This window comes from Streptomyces sp. NBC_01142 (assembly GCF_026341125.1).
Taxonomy (GTDB): domain Bacteria; phylum Actinomycetota; class Actinomycetes; order Streptomycetales; family Streptomycetaceae; genus Streptomyces.
Map to the genome: position 1 here is coordinate 1 of NZ_JAPEOR010000001.1, position 19,583 is coordinate 19,583.

19 protein-coding genes and 2 pseudogenes are annotated in these 19,583 nt (G+C 69.0%); 18 read left to right on the forward strand and 3 right to left on the reverse strand.

The window, feature by feature from the left end:
• Positions 1-48: 48 nt before the first annotated feature.
• From OG883_RS00005 to OG883_RS00035, 7 genes and pseudogenes are all read left to right on the forward strand, one after another.
• Positions 49-1,022, forward strand: a pseudogene (locus tag OG883_RS00005) (IS5 family transposase).
• Positions 1,023-1,098: 76 nt separating this feature from the next.
• Complete coding sequence (locus tag OG883_RS00010) at positions 1,099-2,259, forward strand: IS701 family transposase (RefSeq protein ID WP_266533120.1); 1,161 nt, start codon at positions 1,099-1,101, stop codon at positions 2,257-2,259.
• A gap of 231 nt (positions 2,260-2,490) precedes the next feature.
• On the forward strand, positions 2,491-3,357 hold the full coding sequence (locus OG883_RS00015) for an IS5 family transposase (protein WP_266533123.1): 867 nt from the start codon (positions 2,491-2,493) through the stop codon (positions 3,355-3,357).
• A 49-nt stretch (positions 3,358-3,406) separates the two neighbouring features.
• Complete coding sequence (locus OG883_RS00020; RefSeq protein WP_266533125.1) at positions 3,407-3,571, forward strand: hypothetical protein; 165 nt, start codon at positions 3,407-3,409, stop codon at positions 3,569-3,571.
• A gap of 273 nt (positions 3,572-3,844) precedes the next feature.
• A complete protein-coding gene (locus tag OG883_RS00025) occupies positions 3,845-4,033 on the forward strand; it encodes a hypothetical protein (RefSeq protein ID WP_266533127.1) in 189 nt (62 codons plus the stop codon).
• 197 nt (positions 4,034-4,230) lie between these two features.
• Complete coding sequence (locus OG883_RS00030) at positions 4,231-4,656, forward strand: hypothetical protein (protein ID WP_266533129.1); 426 nt, start codon at positions 4,231-4,233, stop codon at positions 4,654-4,656.
• A 179-nt stretch (positions 4,657-4,835) separates the two neighbouring features.
• Complete coding sequence (locus tag OG883_RS00035) at positions 4,836-5,660, forward strand: SAM-dependent methyltransferase (protein WP_266541112.1); 825 nt, start codon at positions 4,836-4,838, stop codon at positions 5,658-5,660.
• Here the strand turns inward: OG883_RS00035 and OG883_RS00040 are convergent.
• Positions 5,657-6,547 (reverse strand): helix-turn-helix transcriptional regulator, encoded by an 891-nt coding sequence (locus tag OG883_RS00040; protein ID WP_266533132.1) that lies wholly within the window; start codon positions 6,545-6,547, stop codon positions 5,657-5,659. The genes OG883_RS00035 and OG883_RS00040 overlap by 4 nt on opposite strands.
• A 164-nt stretch (positions 6,548-6,711) precedes the next feature.
• A complete protein-coding gene (locus OG883_RS00045) occupies positions 6,712-6,951 on the reverse strand; it encodes a DUF397 domain-containing protein (protein ID WP_266533135.1) in 240 nt (79 codons plus the stop codon).
• 751 nt (positions 6,952-7,702) lie between these two features.
• Between OG883_RS00045 and OG883_RS00050 the strand changes: the two are divergent.
• The 6 genes and pseudogenes from OG883_RS00050 to OG883_RS00075 form a co-directional block, all read left to right on the forward strand.
• Positions 7,703-8,008: pseudogene (locus tag OG883_RS00050) on the forward strand (secretion protein); the annotation flags it as partial.
• A gap of 4 nt (positions 8,009-8,012) precedes the next feature.
• Positions 8,013-8,849 carry a type II secretion system F family protein gene (locus OG883_RS00055; protein ID WP_266541114.1) on the forward strand — a complete coding sequence of 279 codons (837 nt, stop codon included), beginning with the start codon at positions 8,013-8,015 and terminating at the stop codon, positions 8,847-8,849.
• The gene (locus OG883_RS00060) at positions 8,846-9,643 is read left to right on the forward strand and encodes a type II secretion system F family protein (RefSeq protein WP_266533138.1); all 798 of its coding nucleotides are present in this window, start codon (positions 8,846-8,848) and stop codon (positions 9,641-9,643) included. The genes OG883_RS00055 and OG883_RS00060 overlap by 4 nt, the downstream gene beginning before the upstream one ends.
• Positions 9,644-9,685: 42 nt before the next feature.
• Complete coding sequence (locus OG883_RS00065) at positions 9,686-9,886, forward strand: DUF4244 domain-containing protein (protein ID WP_323180851.1); 201 nt, start codon at positions 9,686-9,688, stop codon at positions 9,884-9,886.
• 46 nt (positions 9,887-9,932) lie between these two features.
• Complete coding sequence (locus OG883_RS00070; RefSeq protein ID WP_266533141.1) at positions 9,933-10,391, forward strand: TadE family type IV pilus minor pilin; 459 nt, start codon at positions 9,933-9,935, stop codon at positions 10,389-10,391.
• Positions 10,388-10,735 (forward strand): Rv3654c family TadE-like protein, encoded by a 348-nt coding sequence (locus OG883_RS00075; protein WP_323180852.1) that lies wholly within the window; start codon positions 10,388-10,390, stop codon positions 10,733-10,735. The genes OG883_RS00070 and OG883_RS00075 overlap by 4 nt, the downstream gene beginning before the upstream one ends.
• Here OG883_RS00075 and OG883_RS00080 read toward each other — a convergent pair.
• The gene (locus tag OG883_RS00080; protein ID WP_266533143.1) at positions 10,689-13,154 is read right to left on the reverse strand and encodes a DEAD/DEAH box helicase; all 2,466 of its coding nucleotides are present in this window, start codon (positions 13,152-13,154) and stop codon (positions 10,689-10,691) included. The two genes, OG883_RS00075 and OG883_RS00080, sit on opposite strands and share 47 nt — an antisense overlap.
• A gap of 78 nt (positions 13,155-13,232) precedes the next feature.
• Here OG883_RS00080 and OG883_RS00085 point away from each other — a divergent pair, with 78 nt between their 5' ends.
• The 5 genes from OG883_RS00085 to OG883_RS00105 all read left to right on the forward strand — a co-directional run bounded on the left by OG883_RS00085 (position 13,233) and on the right by OG883_RS00105 (position 19,429).
• Positions 13,233-13,586 (forward strand): STAS domain-containing protein, encoded by a 354-nt coding sequence (locus tag OG883_RS00085; protein WP_266533145.1) that lies wholly within the window; start codon positions 13,233-13,235, stop codon positions 13,584-13,586.
• A 92-nt stretch (positions 13,587-13,678) separates the two neighbouring features.
• Positions 13,679-14,125 (forward strand): ATP-binding protein, encoded by a 447-nt coding sequence (locus OG883_RS00090; RefSeq protein WP_266533148.1) that lies wholly within the window; start codon positions 13,679-13,681, stop codon positions 14,123-14,125.
• Between the two features lie 273 nt (positions 14,126-14,398).
• Entirely contained in the window at positions 14,399-16,804 is a 2,406-nt protein-coding gene (locus tag OG883_RS00095) for a sodium-translocating pyrophosphatase (RefSeq protein WP_266533151.1), read from the forward strand.
• 188 nt (positions 16,805-16,992) lie between these two features.
• On the forward strand, positions 16,993-17,628 hold the full coding sequence (locus OG883_RS00100; protein WP_266533152.1) for a small secreted protein: 636 nt from the start codon (positions 16,993-16,995) through the stop codon (positions 17,626-17,628).
• Between the two features lie 241 nt (positions 17,629-17,869).
• Positions 17,870-19,429: a class I SAM-dependent methyltransferase gene (locus OG883_RS00105; RefSeq protein ID WP_266533155.1), complete on the forward strand. Its 1,560-nt coding sequence runs from the start codon at positions 17,870-17,872 to the stop codon at positions 19,427-19,429.
• Positions 19,430-19,583 lie beyond the last annotated feature (154 nt).

Sequence of the window (19,583 nt, forward strand, 5' to 3'; positions counted from 1 at the left end):
CTGTGGGGACGCCTGCGTCCTGTGCCGCGATCTGGTAGATCGTCGTGCATGACGCGGGCGCAACTCACCGACGAAGCATGGGAGTTCATCGAGCCGTACTTGCCGATCGGCAGGTTTGGCCCGTATCCCGAGCGGCTGCGGCAGCAGTTCGAGGGCGTGATCTGGCGCTTCAAGACGGGCGGGCAGTGGCGGGAGATGCCGACCGAGTTCGGCGCCTGGTCCACCGTGCACAACCGCTTCAGGCAGTGGCGGGACGCCGGTGTCTTCGAGGCCCTGCTGGAGGGTCTGACAGCCGAGGCCGCCAAGCGCGGCGAGGTGGACTTGTCGCTGGTCAGCGTGGACTCCACCACTACCCGCGCCCACCACGACGCCGCCGGGGTGCAGCTCGACGAGGAGGTGCTCACCGCCCTGGAGAAGGCCGCCGAGGAGGAGAAGACCCAGTCAAAGGGGGCGATGAGCAAGGACAAGACGGGCGATCCGCCGACAGTGACCCCGCCCGGGAGGAGCGACGCCGCCTGCGAAGGCGACACCGACTCCGGCTGAGGGCCGCTCTGCTCGGGCGCTCGCGCGGCGGACAGACCAGCAAGGTCCACCTCGCTTCCGACCGCAAGTGCCGTCCGCTCGCGCTCATCCTGACCGCTGGACAGGCCGCCGACAGCCCGCAGTTCATCCCCGTCCTGAAGAAGGTAAGGGTCCGCGGACCCGTCGGTCGTCCCCGCACCCGGCGCGACGCGGTGGCCGGGGACAAGGCGTACTCGTCCCGCGGCAACCGCGCCTACCTGCGAAGACGCCAGATCAAGGCGGTCATCCCGGAGAAGAAGGGCAGCCGGGGTGGTCGGCCCGTCGGCCACGACATCGACCTCTACAAGGAGAGGAACACCGTCGAGCGCCTGATCAACAAGCTGAAAGCCTGGCGGGGCATCGCGACCCGCTACGACAAGAGGCCCGAAAGCTACCTCGCCGGCCTGCATCTTCGTGCCTCCATGATCTGGATCAAGGACCTCACGCGAACCACCCTCTGATCACAACCAGATACAGGCCCTAGTACTGCAACGGTGCTTGCCGTGACGGTTGGGCAGGTCGGTCGTTTATCAGGTCATGGGTGGGGAACTTGCTGATGCCCGGTCGTGGGCCGGTGAACTGAAGGCCTTGCACGAGCGGTTCGTGCACCGTTTCTCCAGGTCGGAGCCGCGGGAGTCGGCTCTCGCCTATATGCGGGGGCTGATAGCTCCGCTGGAGCGGAAGAACGGCTGGACGCTTGCCGAGGAGGCCGGGCATGGCGGCCCGGACCGGATCCACCGGCTGCTGAACCGGATCGACTGGAGCGCGGACGAAGTCCTGGACGACGTGCGGGACTACGTCGTCGAGCACCTCGGCGATCCGGATGCGGTGCTGATCGTGGACGACACCGGGTTCCTGAAGAAGGGCATCCGCTCGGCCGGGGTCCAGCGCCAATACTCCGGAACCGCCGGCCGGACGGAGAACTCCCAGATCGGGGTCTTCCTCGCCTATGCCGGCGGACGCGGCCGCACATTGATCGACCGCCGCCTCTATCTGCCCACCTCATGGACCGATGACCGCGACCGGTGCCGGGCCGCGGGCATCGACGACACGGTCGCCTTCGAGACGAAAGTGGTGATGGCCAAGGCCATGGTCCGCCGGGCGATCACGGACCGGATCCCGTTCCGGTGGGTGACCGCCGACGCCGCCTACGGCTTCTCCAAGGGCTGGCGTTCTGAGCTGGAGCGGGCGGATGTCTTCCACGTGATGGCCACCACCCGGCATGACACCGTCGTCACCCGCTGGGCCATGGACCACCCCGTTCACGATCTGTTTCCCGGGCTGTCCCGGCAGAAGTGGAAGCGCCGTTCCTGCGGCAACGGCGCCCACGGCCCGAGGGTCTACGACTGGGCGAGGGTCGAGGTCCGTCCCTGGCACCGCGAGGACCGTCGTCACTGGGTGATCGCCCGCCGAAGTGTCCGCCGGCCCGAGGAGATCTCCTACTACATCGCCTACTGCCCGGCCGACACCACACTCGACGAGCTGATCCGCATCGCGGGCAGCCGGTGGGCGGTCGAGGAGTGCTTCCAGACCGCGAAGCAGGAGTGCGGCCTGGACGACTACCAGGTCCGCCGCTACGACGGCTGGCACCGCCACATCACCCTGGCCATGGCCGCACACGCCTGCCTCACCGTCCTGCGGGCCCGTGAACTCGACACCGGGAAAGCAGAAACGGATCCTCCCAGCTCATACCCCTGACCCTCCCCGAACTCAGACGCCTGATCACCCGCCTCACTCGACCCCGCCCAAGCACCGACCACGTCCTGCACTGGTCACACTGGCGCCGCAGACGACAACACCAAGCCCGCATCAGCCACTACAAACGACGCGGCCACACACCACCAGAAGCCAACAAACCATCAGAGCAAAGACCGTTGCAGTACTAGGGTGCGTTTCAGAAGTGGATCTTGATGTGTCAAGATCCACTTCATGGGGCGGCACGATCTGACGAATGCGCAGTGGACGAAGCTGGAGCCCTTGCTCCCGGTCGGCAAGAAGCCTGGCCGGCCGCCGGTGCACACCAAGCGGCAGTTGATAGACGGCATACGCTGGCGCACCCGCGCCGGTGCTCCCTGGCGGGACGTGCCCGAGCGGTACGGCCCGTGGGAAACGGTCTACGGCCTGTTCCGGCGCTGGCAGCGGGATGGCACCTGGCACCGTATCTTCGAGCAACTGCAGGCTCAGGCCGACGCCGAAGGACTGATCACCTGGGACGTCTCGGTGGACTCGACCATCGCCCGCGCCCACCAGCATGCGGCTGGTGCTCGCAATCTGCAGATCGAGCCGCCGGGTGGTGTCTTCACCGAGCCCGAGGACCACGGGCTCGGACGCTCCCGGGGCGGGCTGACCACCAAGCTCCACCTGGCGGTCGAGCAGGCCCAGAAACCGATGTCGCTGGTCATCACGGCCGGACATCGCGGCGACTCCCCGCAGTTCGAGGTGGTCCTGGGGCGTATCCGGGTGCCCAGGCTCGGGCCGGGCCGCCCGCGCACCCGGCCGGACAAGGTCCGCGCCGACAAGGCGTACGGGTCCCGCGCGAACCGCGCCTACCTGCGCAAGCGCGGTATCCGATGCACCATCCCGGAGAAGCGCGACCAGATCGCCAACCGCAAGAAACGCGGCTCCCAGGGTGGCCGGCCACCCACGTTCGACAAGGCCGACTACAAGGAGCGCCACGCGGTGGAATGCGGAATCAATCGCCTCAAACGCCACCGCGCGGTCGCCACGAGATACGACAAGCTCGCCGTCCGCTACGAAGCGACCGTGCCGATCGCAGCCATCAACGAGTGGCTGTGACCAGCACTTTCAAAACGCACCCTAGATCCACACCCTGTGCCGCCGAAGAATGAGCCTCTACCTGAAGGCCGACCGGAAGCGGGCCGACGCGCCTCCCGGGCTCACCCGGGAGGCGACGGGGCTCGGCAGCTCGGGAAGCGGTACGAAATACCCCGACGGCGCGCTGATCGAATGTGATCGAGGATGCATTGAATTGTCTCTTCGCCGCCAGTGAGGATCGAAGCATGACGGAAATCGACCCCTGATGATCGCAATGCTATGTGCGCAAAAATGACTTTGCATAGAGGGGCTTGAGGGGCCAGCCCCCCTGTTCGGCGCGGTAGTTTCCTTTCAGGCCCGCTCGAGGGCCCGCCCGGGAAGTGTGCATCCACGTCCCCGGGGACGAACAGATCGACAAGGAAACAAACAAATGATCGAACCGATTCGCCGAGGGCGCCTGCAGCTGCCCTCCGGGCAATTTAACGGTACCAGTTTCAATATTGTCCCCGTGGGGATTCACGCCGACCCGGGAGGCCATGTAGCGGTGCGGCTGAGTGCTGTTCTCGCCGCCTTCGTCCTCACGTGGACCGTGGTCTCCGGCACCGCAGTTGACACGGTCCAGTCCGCCTTCATCGTCACCATGCTCGGCTTCGCCTGGCATGCCGGTGTCCACTTCAGCTGGGGCCTGGGCGAGTAGCCCTGGGCATTTCGGCCTCGCGTTCCCATTGAGCGCGAGGCCCATTCCCTTTGCCGCCTGTACATGCGGCATTGAGCACAGGGGCCGGCGCAGCGGTCCCGCGCCCTTGAGGAGCCCTCATTCTCTTCTCCCCTCGTTCCGCTGTGCCGCAGAGCGGTCTCCCCATTCGCTACCCCGTGCCGACGACGGTTGCTGCGGTGGCCGCGGACCTGGGGTTCGCGGCCTTCGTCGAACGGAACCGGCCGCGCTACATGCGCTACGCCGGAGCTCGCCTGCCTGCTGAGGTGGGTTCTTCGGCCGTTGTAAGCACCACGCTGATATCCGCCCGGGAGCGCTGGGGCTGGTTGTTGAGCCAGCCCTGCCCCGCGGCCGAGGTCTGGCAGGAACTTCGCCTTCGGGTGGGCTGGCAGGCCGACCGCACCGCGCCGCACGATCCGGCCCTGACCGCGTTGTACGGACAGCTTCCGGACGGGTGCGCCGACAGCGTGGTGCTGTGCTGCCGACTTGGCTTTGACGTCGACGAGGCGGCCGAGCTGATGGGTGCCGAATCGCCCACGATCGAAGCGGCCCTCACTGTCGCGCAGCGCGCGCTGCCGTATCTCGTCGAGGGGAGGCGCCTCTGACTCACCTGTGAATTCCTCCGGCATATTCGCTCTCTGGCCACGCTCGCTCGGATGCGCCACTTTCTGCCAGCTTGTGCCACCCTTCACCCGTACCGGCGGTGGTGCAGTTGCGTGCTGCCCTTCTAGGATGGGCAACTTCACTCCGATCGGGGCGGAATCGGTTAGGGGACGGGCCGTTGGTGGAGAGAAAGCATGTCGATTTGTCGGTGCCGAGTGCGGCGCGGATGTACGACTGGCTGCTGGGTGGCAGCAATAATTTCGAAGTAGACCGGGTTGCCTGCCAGTTATTGCTGGAGGTGGCGCCCACGTCGCGTGAGATCGCTCTGAACAACCGGTGGTTCCTTCAGCGTGTGGTCCGGGTGCTGGCCGAGGAGCACGGGATCAAGCAGTTCATCGACTTCGGTTCCGGCCTCCCGACCCAGCGGAACGTGCATCAGATCGCGCAGGAGGCCCACCGCGAGTCACGGGTCGTCTATATCGACACCGATCCGGTCGTCCTGGCGCTGGGCCAGTCTCTGCTGGATGAGAACGACAACACCGCGCTACTGCCGGTCGACATGACGGACACCGACACTATCTTCGGTCACCCGGACTTCACGCGGCTCATCGACTTCACCCAGCCGGTGGCCGCCCTGTTCGTCTCCGTGCTGCACTGCCTGCCTGACAGTGCCGGTCCCAAGGCTCTGGTGGAGCGGGTGGCCGACAGGCTCGTCCCGGGCAGTTTCGTCGTTGTGTGTCAGCTGGTGAGCGACGACCCGAAGGTCCGCGACGAGGTCACCGAACTCATGCGGACCCAGACCGGGGGCAACTGGGGAAGGGTTCGCGAGAAGGCGGACGTGGAGGAGATCTTCGAGAAGCTCCTCGTAGAGGAGCCAGGTCTCGTCGATGTGACCGACTGGCGACCTGACTCCGAGATCCAGCAGCGCCAACGCAGCGTCGAGTGGACGGAGTTCGGCGGGCTGGGGAAGGTGCCGTCCGGGAGTAGGCCCGGGGGCGCCGGCTAGGAGTACCGCTTGACGGCTGCCTCCAGCATGCGCCGGCTGTCCGCCGGTGAAGCGCACGCCTCACCCTGGATGCGCAGGAGCAACTGAAGGTGCCGCTCGAACTCGTTGTCCTTGGTCGGCCACGGCTTCGTGCGTTCCTCGGCGCTCCGTGCGGGCTTGTTGTAGTAGTCGGCCTTGCCGTAGCCCTCGACGTAGACGAGGTCGGGCAGTCCGCCGCGGCCGAACTGGAGGTGGGCCATGCCGCCCGCCATCGATGCCTCGTTGCCCGCGATCATGCGGTCGAGGAGCACGAACCGGAGGGTGAGGTGAGGGAGGTCAGCTATCTCAAGCAAGTGGAGCATCTGCTCGAGCATCACCTCGTTGGGGCCGACCCGTCGGAGCAGGACGGACTCGTCCATCAGGAATACGCAGCGTGGCGGGTCGGCCTGGCCGAAAACCCGCTCTTGGCGCTCCCGGCGCAGAGCGACGCGCATTGCCATCTCCGGGCTGTCCCACTCGCTGATGTGCAAGCCGGTGCGGATGATGCAGTTCGCGTACTCCGGTGTCTGCAACAGGCCCGACACCAGGCGCACGTCATATGTGGTGAGCACGATGGCCATGGACTCAAGGCCGAGGAGCCGGCGCAGGTACTCGGCTGTGAAGTCACCGAACCTGCTCTGAAACCACTCCGGCTCCTCGGCGCGGGAGAGCAGCATCGTCAGCTCGTCCCGCGCCGGGCTGTCGAGCTTCAGTTGATTCATCACCGCTTCGACCGTCCGCCGCTCGGGCGTGGTTTCCGCATTCTCCAGGCGGCTGATTGTTGAGTTCGAAACGAGGATCGCTTTCGCCAGGGCTGTCTGCGTGAGGCCGGCCTTATCACGCAAATCCTTGACGGCAAGTCCAAGCATGATGTGGGCCGCTGTCTTTGTTGCGTCTGGCCCGGCAGTGCGCCGGGCCAGACGGATGATCGGAATCGGATCCGGGGACACGCCTTCTCCTTCAACGGGCAGTCGTATTCACATGATGACACGCCCGAGCTGAAGGTGGCGGCCGAACTTATGTACGCCGATGCCTAGTTGAGGGTGCAGAGGGCGTCGAACTCGCCCTTCTTGGCGCCATCGATGAACGCTTCCATCTCCGCGCTGGAGACGATCAGCGCTGCCCCGGCGGGATCGGTCGAGTTACGGATCGCGATGCGGCCCTGGGGGAGCTCGGCGAGCTCGATGCACATGCCGTTCGCTTCGGACATGCGGCTCTTGACCCATTGCCCCGGGATGAGGTCAGCGGCCATACCGTTCGTGAAGTTCTGCATCGAAGAGGCACCCTCTCTGTTCGATAATCCCATTTTTTCTACCTTCCTCCTCGCGGCCACGAGACTGCACAGGTGAAAGCCCCATGAAATCCCGTGATGCAATTTCATGGCCCGGCGTGGATGGAATGCTAGCGGCCCAAATTCGAACAAGGATGTCCCACGTACGGGTGGGTCGCTCAGCCCCGGAGGCCTCTCGTGGCCGCCAGGCAAGCGTGGTGCCACGGCGACTTCCATGCGGAAGCAATGGCCTGCGTACCCGTCCGCGACCGCGCCCTGGAAGGCCACCTGCTCGCAAGCGCGGCAAGACCATCGGGGGCGCGGGCCTTACCGAAGACCACATGCTCTCTGTGGCCTCCACCTGCGTGAGCAGGAGATGAGTCTGCGCGACATCGCCGCCCGGCTCGTCATCACCAAGGGCGCGAAGAAGGGTCAGGACCTGCCGCCCGCGACCGGCCATGCGGATACTCCGCGAGCACAACGAGCAGATGGCCGCGATGGAACCCGCGCCCTGACCTGCGGACCACTCCCTAGCGTTGCTCTTCCGGCGGGAGCTACCGGGACCCCTTGTGACGACAGCCCAGCGGCCACTCAGCGTAGGACTACGGAGAGTGGCCCCGGCGCGGGTTGCGCCCAGAGGGCGTGTAGCGCACTGAAATCATTCGTGCGTCGGGTGTGACTCAAGTCACCGCACAAATGATTTCAGCGCCCAGGTCAGAGACACGCCCACTGCAATCTTTTGTGCGTCCCGACATGCGGGACCGTGCACGCCAATGCGGCGGCGGATGTGCCGGCGCGTCTGGAAGCGCTGGGGACGGCGGCTGGGCTCGACCGGGCGGCGCTGCACAGCCAGTTGGCGGCAGCCCTCTCGGTGGTGATCCATCTCGTCCGGGACAAGGGCGGGCAGCGGCGGATCGCCGAGATCCATGTGCTGGAGCGGGACGCGGCGGGGTTGGTGGTGACCGTGCCCGCGCTGCGGTGGGGAGCGCAGGCGTTCGCGTACGAGCGGGGCTGGGAGCGGCTGCGGCTGCTGATCGGGGGGCACTGCGATGGCCGGTGAGCCCATGTACGCGGCTGCGGTGTGTGTGGGGGCGCTCGCGTGGCTGATGGTCGGCCAGGACCGGGGCCTGCGGCGGGCGAGGCTGCTGCTCGCGGGCGGCGGCGGCGCGGTGGAGGCGCCCCCGTGGCGGCTGTGGGAGCGAGTGCTGCCGATGGTGCGGCTGAGGCGGGAGTGGCTGTGTCTGCCGGCCTCGCTGTTCCTTGCCGTCCTGGGCGATTCGGTGCTGCCGTTGATCGCGGGGGCGGCGGCGGTGCCCTTGGTGAGGCGATGGCTGCGGGCCCGGGAGCGAAGGCGGGAGCAGGAGCGGCGCGCCGAGGGGGTTGTCGCCTTGTGCGGTGCGGTCGCGGGTGAGCTCCGGGCGGGCCTGCAGCCGGGGCAGGCGCTGCTGTTCGCCGCCAGGTCCACGGAAGTGCTGGGCGGGGCGGCGGCCGCGGTGCTGGCGGCGGCGCGGTTCGGCGGTGATGTGCCTCAGGCGCTGCGGGAGGCGGCGCGGGAGCCGGGTGCGGGCGGGCTGGCCGGGGTCGCGGCGTGCTGGCGGGTGGCGGTGGACAGCGGTGCCGGTCTGGCCGCCGGGCTCGACCGGCTGGAGGCGGCTCTGCGGGCGGAGCGGGACCAACGGGAGGACCTGCGCGCCCAGTTGGCGGGTGCGTGGTCGACGGTAGGCCTGCTGGCGCTGCTCCCGGTGGTGGGCCTGGCGATGGGCTGGGCGCTGGGAGCCGATCCCCTCCGGGTGTTGCTGCACACCCCGGCGGGTGCGGTGTGCCTGGTGATCGGCGGGTTGCTGGAGGCCGCGGGCATCTGCTGGGCGCGGCGGATCGTACGGAGCGGGGAGGAGGCATGAGTGGGGGCGCCATGAGTGGAGATGTCGTCCACAGGCTGGGGGCGGTGGTGTCCGTGCTGGCTCTGGCGGCCTGCGTGATCTTCGCGTTCGCTGGGCGACGGCGGCGGCGGCGGGTGCGCAGGCGGATCGAGGCGCTGGTGGCGATGGAGCGCCAACGGCTGTTGTGGCGGCCGGGGTACGGGGCGTGGGCGAGGCGCTGGGTGGCGCCGGTGGGAGCGGTGATCACCGGCTACGTCTTGGTCGGCGGGGTGATCGGTGGCCTCGTCGGGCTTGCCGGAGCGTATGGCGTACGGCGCTGGCAGGGCAGACGTGAGCGGCGCATGGACGTCGGTGCGGAGGCCGGGGGGAGTGAGGCGGCAGGTCAACTGCCGCTCGCCGCCGACCTGCTGGCTGCCTGCATCTCGGCGGGCGCCGGTCCGCGGGAGGCGGCGGAGGCGGTCGGGGAGTCGCTGGGCGGGCCGGTGGGCGAACGGCTCGCGCGAGTGGCCGCCGAGCTGCGGCTCGGGGGTGAGCCGGCCCAGGCGTGGGGGGCGTTGGGGCGCATACCGGGTGCAGCGGCGCTGGCCCGCTGTCTGGAGCGGGCCGATTCCACGGGGGCTCCGGCGTCGGAGCCTGTGTCCCGGCTGGCCGAGCGCTTCCGGGCGGACCGGGCACGGACGGCTGCGGCCAATGGCCGCAGGGCGCAAGTCCTGATCACCGCTCCGGTGGGGCTGTGCTTCCTGCCCGCGTTCCTGGCGGTCGGGGTGGCCCCGGTGGTGATCGGCCTGGCGGATGGCCTGCTGAACGGCAGGTGACAGCAATCGACGGCAACTGAACAAGATCTCTTGGGGGTTGATATGTGGAATCCGATGCGGGAATGGCTGCGCGGGCTGGTGCGCAGGGTGCGTAGGGACGAGGGGATGACCACGTCCGAGTACGCGATGGGGACGATCGCCGCCTGTGCCTTCGCGGCCGTCCTGTACAAGGTCGTCACCAGTGGGGCCGTTTCGGGGGCGCTGCAGTCGGTGATCGGGAAGGCGCTCAATGCGCAGTTCTGAACTCCCGCGTTCTGTAGTCCCGGGTTCTGAAGTCCTCAGTTCCGAGGTGCGCGCCGCGGAGGTGCGCGACTCCGAGGTGCGCGACAAGGGGTCAGTGACGGCGGAGGCAGCGGTCGCGGTTCCGGCCCTGGTGGTGTTCGCCATGGCCCTGGTCTGGGCACTCATGGCGGCCTCTGCGCAGATCCAGTGCGTGGATGCCGCCCGGGCCGGGGCACGTGCGGCGGCCAGGTCGGAGCCACAGGCGGCCGCAATGGCTGCCGCCCGCTCGGCGGCCCCGGGCGGCGCCCGGGTCACGCTGGGGCGTGCGGGCGACCTGTGGCGGGTGCGGGTCGAGGCGAAGGCCCCGGGGCCGGGCGCCCTGGCCCTGACGCTGAGCGCGGAGGCGGCTGCCCTCGCCGAGGACACCGTGGGCCAGGACGGGCCGGCCGGCCGGGGCGCACCCGTGCAGGACACCGGGGAGGCCGAGTCCGGGAACGGCGCGGACGGCGCGGAGGTGGCGCCGTGAACCGGGAGCGTGGTTCGGCGACCGTATGGGTGGCCATGGCGGCGACCGTGCTCTGTGCGGTCTTCGCGGCCGTGCTGGCCATGGGGCAGGTGGTGGTGGCCCGCCACAGGGCCGGTGCCGCCGCGGACCTGGCGGCACTGGCAGCCGCCGACCATGCGCTGCGGGGCACGGCCGCAGCCTGCGCCAAAGCGGCCGATGTGGCCCGGGCGCAGGGTGCGGCGGTGGTGCGGTGTGCCGTGCGCGGCGAGATCGCCGACGTGACGGCCGAGGCGAGCCTGGGACCGTACGCGCCGACGGTCAGGGCGCGGGCGGGGCCGCCGGAGCTTCCCGGAGCAGTTCCGTGAGGAGCCGGACCGCGCCGCGCTTGTGCAGCGGATCGTTGCCGTTGCCGCACTTGGGGGACTGGATGCAGGACGGGCAGCCCGCTTCGCACTCGCAGGAGGCGATGGCCTCACGGGTGGCGGTGAGCCACTCGCGTGCGGTGTGGAAAGCCCGCTCGGCGAAGCCCGCGCCACCCGGATGGCCGTCGTACACGAAAACAGTTGGCAGCAGCGTGTCCGGGTGGAGCGGGACGGAGACCCCGCCGATGTCCCAGCGGTCGCAGGTGGCGAACAGCGGCAGCATCCCGATGGAGGCGTGCTCGGCGGCGTGCAGGGCCCCGCCCAGCTGCTCCGGGTTGACCCGGGCGGCGTCCAGCTGGCCCTCGGTGACCGTCCACCACACGGCCCGGGTACGCAGGGTGCGGGGCGGCAGATCGAGCTTGGTCTCGCCGAGAACCTCCCCGGTGATGAGTTTGCGGCGGAGGAAGGACACGACCTGGTTGGTGACCTCGACAGAGCCGTAGCAGAGGCGGCCGTCACCCCACGGGATCTCGGTATCGGTCTCGAGTACGGAGATGGAGGTGGTGTCGCGGGCGGTCGTGGAGTACGGCGGGTCGGCCTCCTCGACGAGGGCGGCCGAATCCTCCAGGTCCAGGTGCTTCACCAGGTACGTACGCCCCTGGTGGAGGTGGACGGCCCCGTCGTGGACGGCGGTGTGGGCCGCAGACGCGTCGACCGTGCCCAGCAGCCGGCCGGTGGCCGCCTCGACGATCTGGACGGGCCGGCCGCCACCGCCCCGGATGTCGGTCAGGTCGGCGGCCCGCTCGCGGCGGGTCCAGTACCAGCCTGCGGCCCGGCGGCGCAGCAGGCCGGCCGTTTCCAACTGAGGCAGGAGTTCGGGGACGGCGGGGCCGAAGAGCTCAAGGTCGTCTTCCGTGAGCGGGAGCTCGGCGGCGGCCGCGCACAGATGGGGGGCGAGGACGTAGGGATTGTCGGGGTCGAGCACCGTGGACTCCACAGGCTGCTGGAACAGCGCCTCGGGGTGGTGGACGAGGAAGGTGTCCAGCGGGTCGTCGCGGGCGACGAGGACGGCCAGGGCGCCGTGGCCCGAGCGGCCGGCGCGGCCCGCCTGCTGCCACAGCGAGGCTCGTGTCCCGGGGTAGCCGGCGATGACGACGGCGTCCAGGCCCGCGACGTCGACCCCGAGCTCCAGGGCGGTGGTGGCGGCGAGGCCGAGAAGCTCGCCGGAGTGCAGGGCCCGTTCCAGGGCGCGGCGCTCCTCGGGGAGATAGCCGCCCCGGTAGGCGGCGACCCGCTGCGGCAGGGAGCGGTCGACCTCGGCCAGGCGTTCCTTGGCGATGACGGAGATGAGCTCGGCGCCGCGCCGGGAGCGTACGAAGGCGACTGTGCGGACTCCCTGCACGGTCAGATCGGTCAGGAGGTCGGCGGTCTCGGCGGTGGCGGTGCGGCGGACGGGTGCGCCCTTCTCGCCGTGGAGGTCGGTGAGCGGGGGTTCCCAGAGGGCGAACACAAGTTCGCCCCGGGGTGAGGCGTCGTCGGCGACCTCCCGCACGGACAGGCCGGTGAGGCGGCCGGCGGCCTGGGCGGGTTCCGCGGCGGTGGCGGAGGCGAGGAGAAAGACGGGGTTCGCACCGTAGCGGGCGCACAGACGGCGAAGACGCCGCAGTACCTGGGCGACGTGGGAGCCGAAGACACCCCGGTAGGTGTGGCACTCGTCGATCACGACGTAGCGCAGGGCGCGCAGAAAGGAGGCCCAGCGGGGGTGGGAGGGAAGTATCCCGCGGTGCAGCATGTCCGGGTTGGTGAGGACGTAATTGGCGTACTGCCTGACCCACTCGCGTTCTTCTACCGGCGTGTCGCCGTCGTAGACCGCCGGGCGGATGCGGTTGCCGAGCGGCGCGCCGAGCTCCTTCACCGCACGGCGCTGGTCGGCGGCCAGGGCCTTGGTGGGGGCCAGGTACAGGGCGGTCGTACCGCGTCCATTCGGGGCCTCGGAGCCGTCGAGCAGGGCGGTGAGTACGGGCGCGAGATAGGCCAGGGACTTCCCGGAGGCGGTGCCGGTGGCGATGACGACGGATTCGCCGTCCAGGGCGTGCTCCGCGGCGGCTGCCTGGTGGGCCCAGGGGTGCTCGATGCCCGCCGTCTGGATGGCGTTGATCACTTCTGGGCGGATGCGGTCGGGCCAGACGGCATGCCGACCGGGCCTAGGGGGCAAGTGCTCCGTATGAGTGATGCGCGCAGCCCTGCCCGCCCCTGCGGCGAGCCGGTCGAGGACCGTACCGGGGGAGGGGCGGGTTTCCCCCCTCTCGGGAGGTCGACTGGGGCGGAAATTCTTGGCCATCGGCACCGAGTGTGTCACCGGCGTGACGGACAATGGTCCCAAGGCGTCGTGCATGGCTGCTGGTAAGTGATTGAATGCCATCGCGGCTGGCGACCGTCCTCCGACTCCGTCGGGGAGACCTGAAGGGCGGCCGCTCGATAGCAAGGTGCTGGAGGATCCGTGGACCTGTCCCTGTCGACTCGCAATGTGTCCGGCCCTGGTGGCGACCGTACGGTCGTCGAGGTCGGTGGCGAGATTGATGTGTATACCGCGCCCAAGCTGCGCGAGCAGCTGGTCGAGTTGGTGAACGACGGCAACTACCACCTGGTTGTCGACATGGAGGGCGTGGACTTCCTCGACTCCACCGGTCTTGGCGTCCTCGTGGGCGGCCTGAAGCGCGTACGCGCGCATGAGGGCTCGCTGCGCCTCGTCTGCAACCAGGAGCGCATTCTCAAGATCTTCCGGATCACAGGTCTGACCAAGGTGTTCCCCATCCACACCACGGTCGACGAAGCTGTCGCGGCCACCGACTGACGGTCGGCCGGAGACTGCCGGAAGATGTGAGGGGTACCGGGCATCCAGCCCGGGCCCCTGAGATGCACGCCCGTACGTCCGAGGGGGATCGCATGGCCACCGTTGAACTCCGCTTCAGCGCCCAGCCCGAACACGTCAGGACGGCCCGTCTGGTGGCCGCTGCCGTGGCTCGCCGGGCGGGAGTCGACGAGGCCGTGCTGGACGAGGTCCGGCTCGCGGTGGGTGAGGCATGCAGCCGCGCCGTCGGGCTGCACCGCAGCCATGGCATCACCGCCCCTGTGCGGGTCGTGCTGTCCGAGGAGGAGAAGACCTTCTCCATCGAGGTCGGGGACGAGGTTCCGAGTGCCGGCAGCGGTGGGGCCTCGGATGTCCCCGGCGCGCGCAATGGTTCGGACGAGGACCTGGACTCCGACGGCGAGGACGAGATGGGGCTCGCGGTCATCAGCGGCCTCGTCGACGATGTGGAGGTCTCCTCGACCGAGGACGGTGGCGTGATCCGGATGAGCTGGCCCACGACACCGGCCATTGTTCTGCCCTGACTGCTCGGACGATCTGTTGATCATTTTTCTGATCTCCATGTGGTGATGTGAAGTGAAGAGGCCCTGCTTGAGCAGGGCCTTTTTCCTTTTTCCTAGATCGTTGATCAAGCGTCAATGCCTTTGCCCCGTTACCTCTTTCAGGGGGATTTTCGGGACGCGATCATTTGCTGAGTAGCAAGCGAAGGTCAATTCCATTTGTGGCGCCCTGTTTTGATCAGGTTCCGCTCCCTACAATCCGTCCACATCTTGAGCTCTGAGCGTCAAGGAGGACGAATGGCGGGGCTCGTCAACCCAGAACTGTCCGATCAACCCACTTCTCTCGCAGCCGCGGTACTCACCGCCGACAACCGGCTGATCGTGATCGTCATCGCCGTAGTGGCCGTGGCGGCACTGTTCGTCGCCCAGCTGCTGGTGCGCCAGGTGCTGGCAGCCGGTGAGGGCACCGATTCCATGAAGAAGATCGCGGCAGCCGTGCAGGAGGGCGCAAATGCCTATCTGGCACGGCAGTTGCGCACCCTCGGCATCTTTGCCGTCGTGGTGTTCTTCCTGCTTCTGCTGCTGCCGGCCGACGACTGGTCGCAGCGAGCAGGACGTTCGGTGTTCTTCCTGGTGGGTGCGCTGTTCTCGGCGGCCACCGGATACATCGGCATGCGTCTTGCCGTACGAGCAAATGTGCGCGTGGCCGCGGCCGCGCGTGAAGCAACGCCGGCGGAGGGCGAGCCGGAAAAGGATCTGACGGCTGTCTCGCACAAGGCAATGAAGATCGCTTTCCGTACGGGAGGCGTGGTCGGCATGTTCACGGTGGGCCTCGGCCTGCTCGGTGCCTCCTGCGTGGTTCTCGTCTACGCGGCCGACGCACCCAAGGTGCTCGAGGGCTTCGGCCTCGGCGCCGCGCTGATTGCCATGTTCATGCGTGTCGGCGGCGGCATCTTCACCAAGGCCGCCGACGTCGGAGCCGACCTGGTCGGCAAGGTCGAGCAGGGCATCCCCGAGGACGACCCGCGCAACGCCGCGACCATCGCCGACAACGTGGGCGACAACGTCGGTGACTGCGCGGGCATGGCGGCCGACCTCTTCGAGTCGTACGCCGTCACGCTCGTGGCGGCGCTCATCCTCGGCAAGGCGGCATTCGGCGACGCCGGACTCGCTTTTCCGCTGATCGTTCCGGCGATCGGCGTGGTCACCGCGATGATCGGCATCTTCGCGGTCGCCCCGCGGCGCGCCGACCGCAGCGGGATGACCGCCATCAACCGCGGATTCTTCATCTCCGCGTTCATCTCGCTCGTCCTGGTGGCCGTGGCGGTCTACGCCTACCTGCCGAGCTCGTACGCCGAGCTGGAGGGCGTCACCGAGGCCGCCATCCGGACGCACAGCGGGGACCCGCGGGTCCTGGCGGTCATCGCCGTCGCCATCGGCATCGTGCTGGCCGCTCTGATCCAGCAGCTCACGGGGTACTTCACCGAGACCAACCGGCGTCCCGTGCGGGACATCGGCAAGTCCTCGCTGACCGGACCCGCGACGGTTGTACTGGCCGGTATCTCCATCGGTCTGGAATCCGCCGTCTACACCGCGCTGTTGATCGGCCTGGGCGTGTACGGGGCGTTCCTGCTCGGCGGTACGTCGATCATGCTGGCGCTCTTCGCGGTGGCACTGGCCGGCACCGGCCTGCTCACCACCGTCGGCGTCATCGTCGCCATGGACACCTTCGGCCCTGTCTCCGACAACGCCCAGGGCATCGCCGAGATGTCCGGCGACGTCACGGGCGCGGGCGCGCAGGTGCTCACCGAACTCGACGCCGTCGGCAACACCACCAAGGCCATCACCAAGGGAATCGCCATCGCCACCGCCGTACTCGCGGCAGCGGCGCTCTTCGGCTCGTACCGCGACGCCATCGCGACCGCGGCCAGGGAGGTCGGCGAGAAGGTCGGCGACGGCGCTCCCATGAACCTGGTGATGGACATCTCACAGCCCAACAACCTGGTGGGCCTGATCCTGGGCGCGGCGGTCGTCTTCCTCTTCTCGGGGCTGGCGATCAGCGCCGTCTCCCGGTCGGCCGGGGCCGTGGTCTACGAGGTGCGGCGGCAGTTCCGCGAGCACCCCGGGATCATGGACTACTCCGAGAAGCCGGAGTACGGGAGGGTCGTCGACATCTGCACCAAGGACGCGCTGCGCGAGCTGGCCACACCGGGCCTGCTCGCCGTACTGACCCCGATCGCGGTCGGCTTCTCGCTCGGGGTGGGGGCCCTCGGCTCCTTCCTCGCCGGCGCGATCGGCACCGGCACCCTGATGGCCGTCTTCCTCGCCAACTCCGGCGGTGCGTGGGACAACGCCAAGAAGCTCGTCGAGGACGGACATCACGGCGGCAAGGGCAGTGAGGCCCATGCAGCGACCGTCATCGGCGACACCGTCGGTGATCCGTTCAAGGACACCGCAGGACCGGCCATCAACCCGCTGCTGAAGGTGATGAACCTGGTGGCGCTGCTCATCGCGCCCGCGGTGGTCCAGTTCAGCTACGGCGACGATGCCAACGCCGGAGTACGGGCGGTGGTGGCCGTGCTCGCCATCCTCGTCATCGTCGGAGCCGTGTACATCTCCAAGCGGCGCGGCATCGCGGTGGGTGACGAAGACAACTCCGCGGAGCGGAGCTCGAAGTCGCCCGATCCCGCGGTGGTTTCGTAACACCTGCTCAAAAGGCGGGCGGACAGCGTGCATTGATGCGCTGTCCGCCCGTTTGCGTGTGTCGGGTGAGGCTTGTCTCCCTTGGTGCAAATGGCTGCAATAGGCCATGGGTCGGGCGTACGGCATGCGGTTGTCGCCCACTTGGCGTGTATGTTCCGGGGCCGAGAGCCTTGGAAGGGACCAATCCGGTGAACAAGAAGCTTGCGGCCGCGCTGTCCGGCGGTGCGGTACTGGTACTGGCGCTGTCGGGCTGCAGCAGTGACGACAGCGACGACAAGGTGGGGACCTGGGCCAAGAAGGTCTGTGACCAGGCACAGCCACAGATCCAGAAGAGGGCCAACGCCCAGCAGACCATCGTCTCGACCGCGGCGGACGGCAAGCCGGCCGACATCAAGGCCGCCGACTCGAAGGCCTTCCAGGACATCGCCGACGCGGACAAGGCGCTGGCCGCCGCCGTTCAGGGGGCCGGTACGCCGCCCGTCGACAACGGCGAGAAGCTCCAGAAGGACGCGGTCACCGAGCTCAACGCCACCGCCACGGCGTACCTCGGTCTGAAGAAGCAGGTCGACGCCCTCGATGCCAAGAACCAGCAGAAGTTCGCCGACGGTCTGCAGGGTGTCGCGGACGGTCTGAAGAAGATCGAGAAGATGGACCAGGACGCCCTGAGGAAGCTGCAGTCCGGCGAGCTGGGCCAGGCGATGGCGAAGGAGCCCGGCTGCCAGACGGCGCGCCCGTCGAGCCCTGCGGCCGGGTCGACCCCGTCCGGCTCGGCGTCCGCGAAGGCCGCTCCGGCCCTCTCGGGCAAGCCGTACGCCACGCTCTGACGCCCGAGCCCTGCGCCGAGCGCTACGCCGAGCCCTGCGCCCGGTCGTGCGCAGCGCTCCGAGTGCCCGGTCGTACGCCCCGCTCCGAACACCCGCCTCGACGTCCGCCCCGGCCACCCGCTGCCGTGCGGATCCGGAAGCGGGCGCCGCAAGCGGGCCCAGCACAGCCGCACGGCCCGGTCCCCCGCTCGGGGAGCCGGGCCGTGCGGCGTTTGTCAGTGGCGGCCGCCACAATGGTCAGGTGAGTACGACCAGCCCCGCCGCAGGCCTTCCCGTGTCCGACCACTCGCCCCGGCTCCGCGAGGCCCTCCTCGCCGCCGCCTTCACCGCCGACGGGCTGCTCGACCTGCTCGGTGCCCCCGCGTATGCGGCGCTCGCCCGCAGCGAGACCGTCCCCGCCCTGCGCGCCACCGACGGGGACGGCGTCCTCGACACGCTCGTACGGCTCTTCCTGCTCCAGCGGCCTGTTCCGCAGGAGCAGGTACGGGCCGCGCTGCCCCTCGAGGAGTGCCTGGCCGACGGATGGGTCGTGCGCGACGGCGACGACGTGCAGGCCACGGTGGATGTACGGCCGTACGGCGGACCCGAGGGCCAGGACTGGTTCATCGTCTCCGACCTGGGCTGTGCGGTCGGCGGCTCCGGCGGTGCGGGCGGCCAGGGCGAGGGGGTGGTGCTCGGCGTCGGCGGGGCGTCCACCACGCTCGCCGGGATCACCGTCCGTATGCCGGTCTCCTCCGCGCTCGACCTGGGCACGGGCTCCGGGATCCAGGCACTGCACGCCGCGCAGCACGCCACCCGGGTCACAGCCACCGATCTGAACCCGCGTGCCCTGCACTTCACCCGGCTGACGCTCGCGCTCTCCGGGGCGCCGGAGGCCGATCTCCGCGAGGGTTCGCTCTTCGATCCGCTCGGGGACGACACGTACGACCTGATCGTGTCGAACCCGCCGTTCGTGATTTCTCCCGGCGCCCGGCTGACCTACCGGGACGGCGGGATGGGCGGGGACGATCTGTGCCGCTCGCTCGTTCAGCAGGCGGGAGCCAGGCTGAACGACGGGGGATACGCGCAGTTCCTCGCCAACTGGCAGCACGTGGAGGGGGAGGAGTGGCAGGACCGGCTGCGCACCTGGGTGCCGCGCGGCTGTGATGCCTGGATCGTGCAGCGTGAGGTGCAGGACGTGACGCAGTACGCGGAGTTGTGGCTGCGCGACGGCGGCGATCACCGCAGCGACCCCACCGAGTACGCGGCGCGGTACGACGCGTGGCTGGACGAGTTCGAGGCCCGGAAGACCAAGGCGGTCGGCTTTGGCTGGATCACGCTCAGGAAGTCCGGTTCCGAGCGCCCGTCAATTGTCGCCGAGGAGTGGCCGCACCCCGTCGAGCAGCCGCTCGGTGAGAGCGTGCGGGCGCATTTCGCGCGCCAGGACTATCTGCGTACGCACGACGACGCGGCCCTGCTCGCCGACCACTTCAGGCTCGCGCCGGAGGTTGTGCAGGAGCAGGTCGGGCTGCCGGGAGCCGAGGACCCCGAGCATGTGGTGCTGCGTCAGAACCGTGGGATGCGGCGCGCCACCAAGGTCGACACGGTCGGCGCGGGCTTCGCGGGAGTCTGCGACGGGAGCCTGAGCGCCGGGCGGATCCTGGACGCCATCGCCCAGCTCATCGACGAGGACCCGGTGCTGCTGCGCGACCGTACGCCGCAGGCCATCCGGCTGCTGGTGGGGGAGGGCTTCCTGACCCCGGTCGACCTGGTGGATCCGGTGGACCTGCTGGAGCCGTCGGAGCCGGGACGGGAAGGCTAGAACTGCCCGGGGGCCGTCGGGGCCGTCGGGTCGTCGACTTCGCGCCGCTGCTCCATGAGGTGAAATCGGCCAATGTTCGGTTTGTGCTGTGCATCCCAGCGAAAACACCCCGGCGCGAAGCACCAGTGCGTCGGTAAGTAAGAGGAGCCACCGC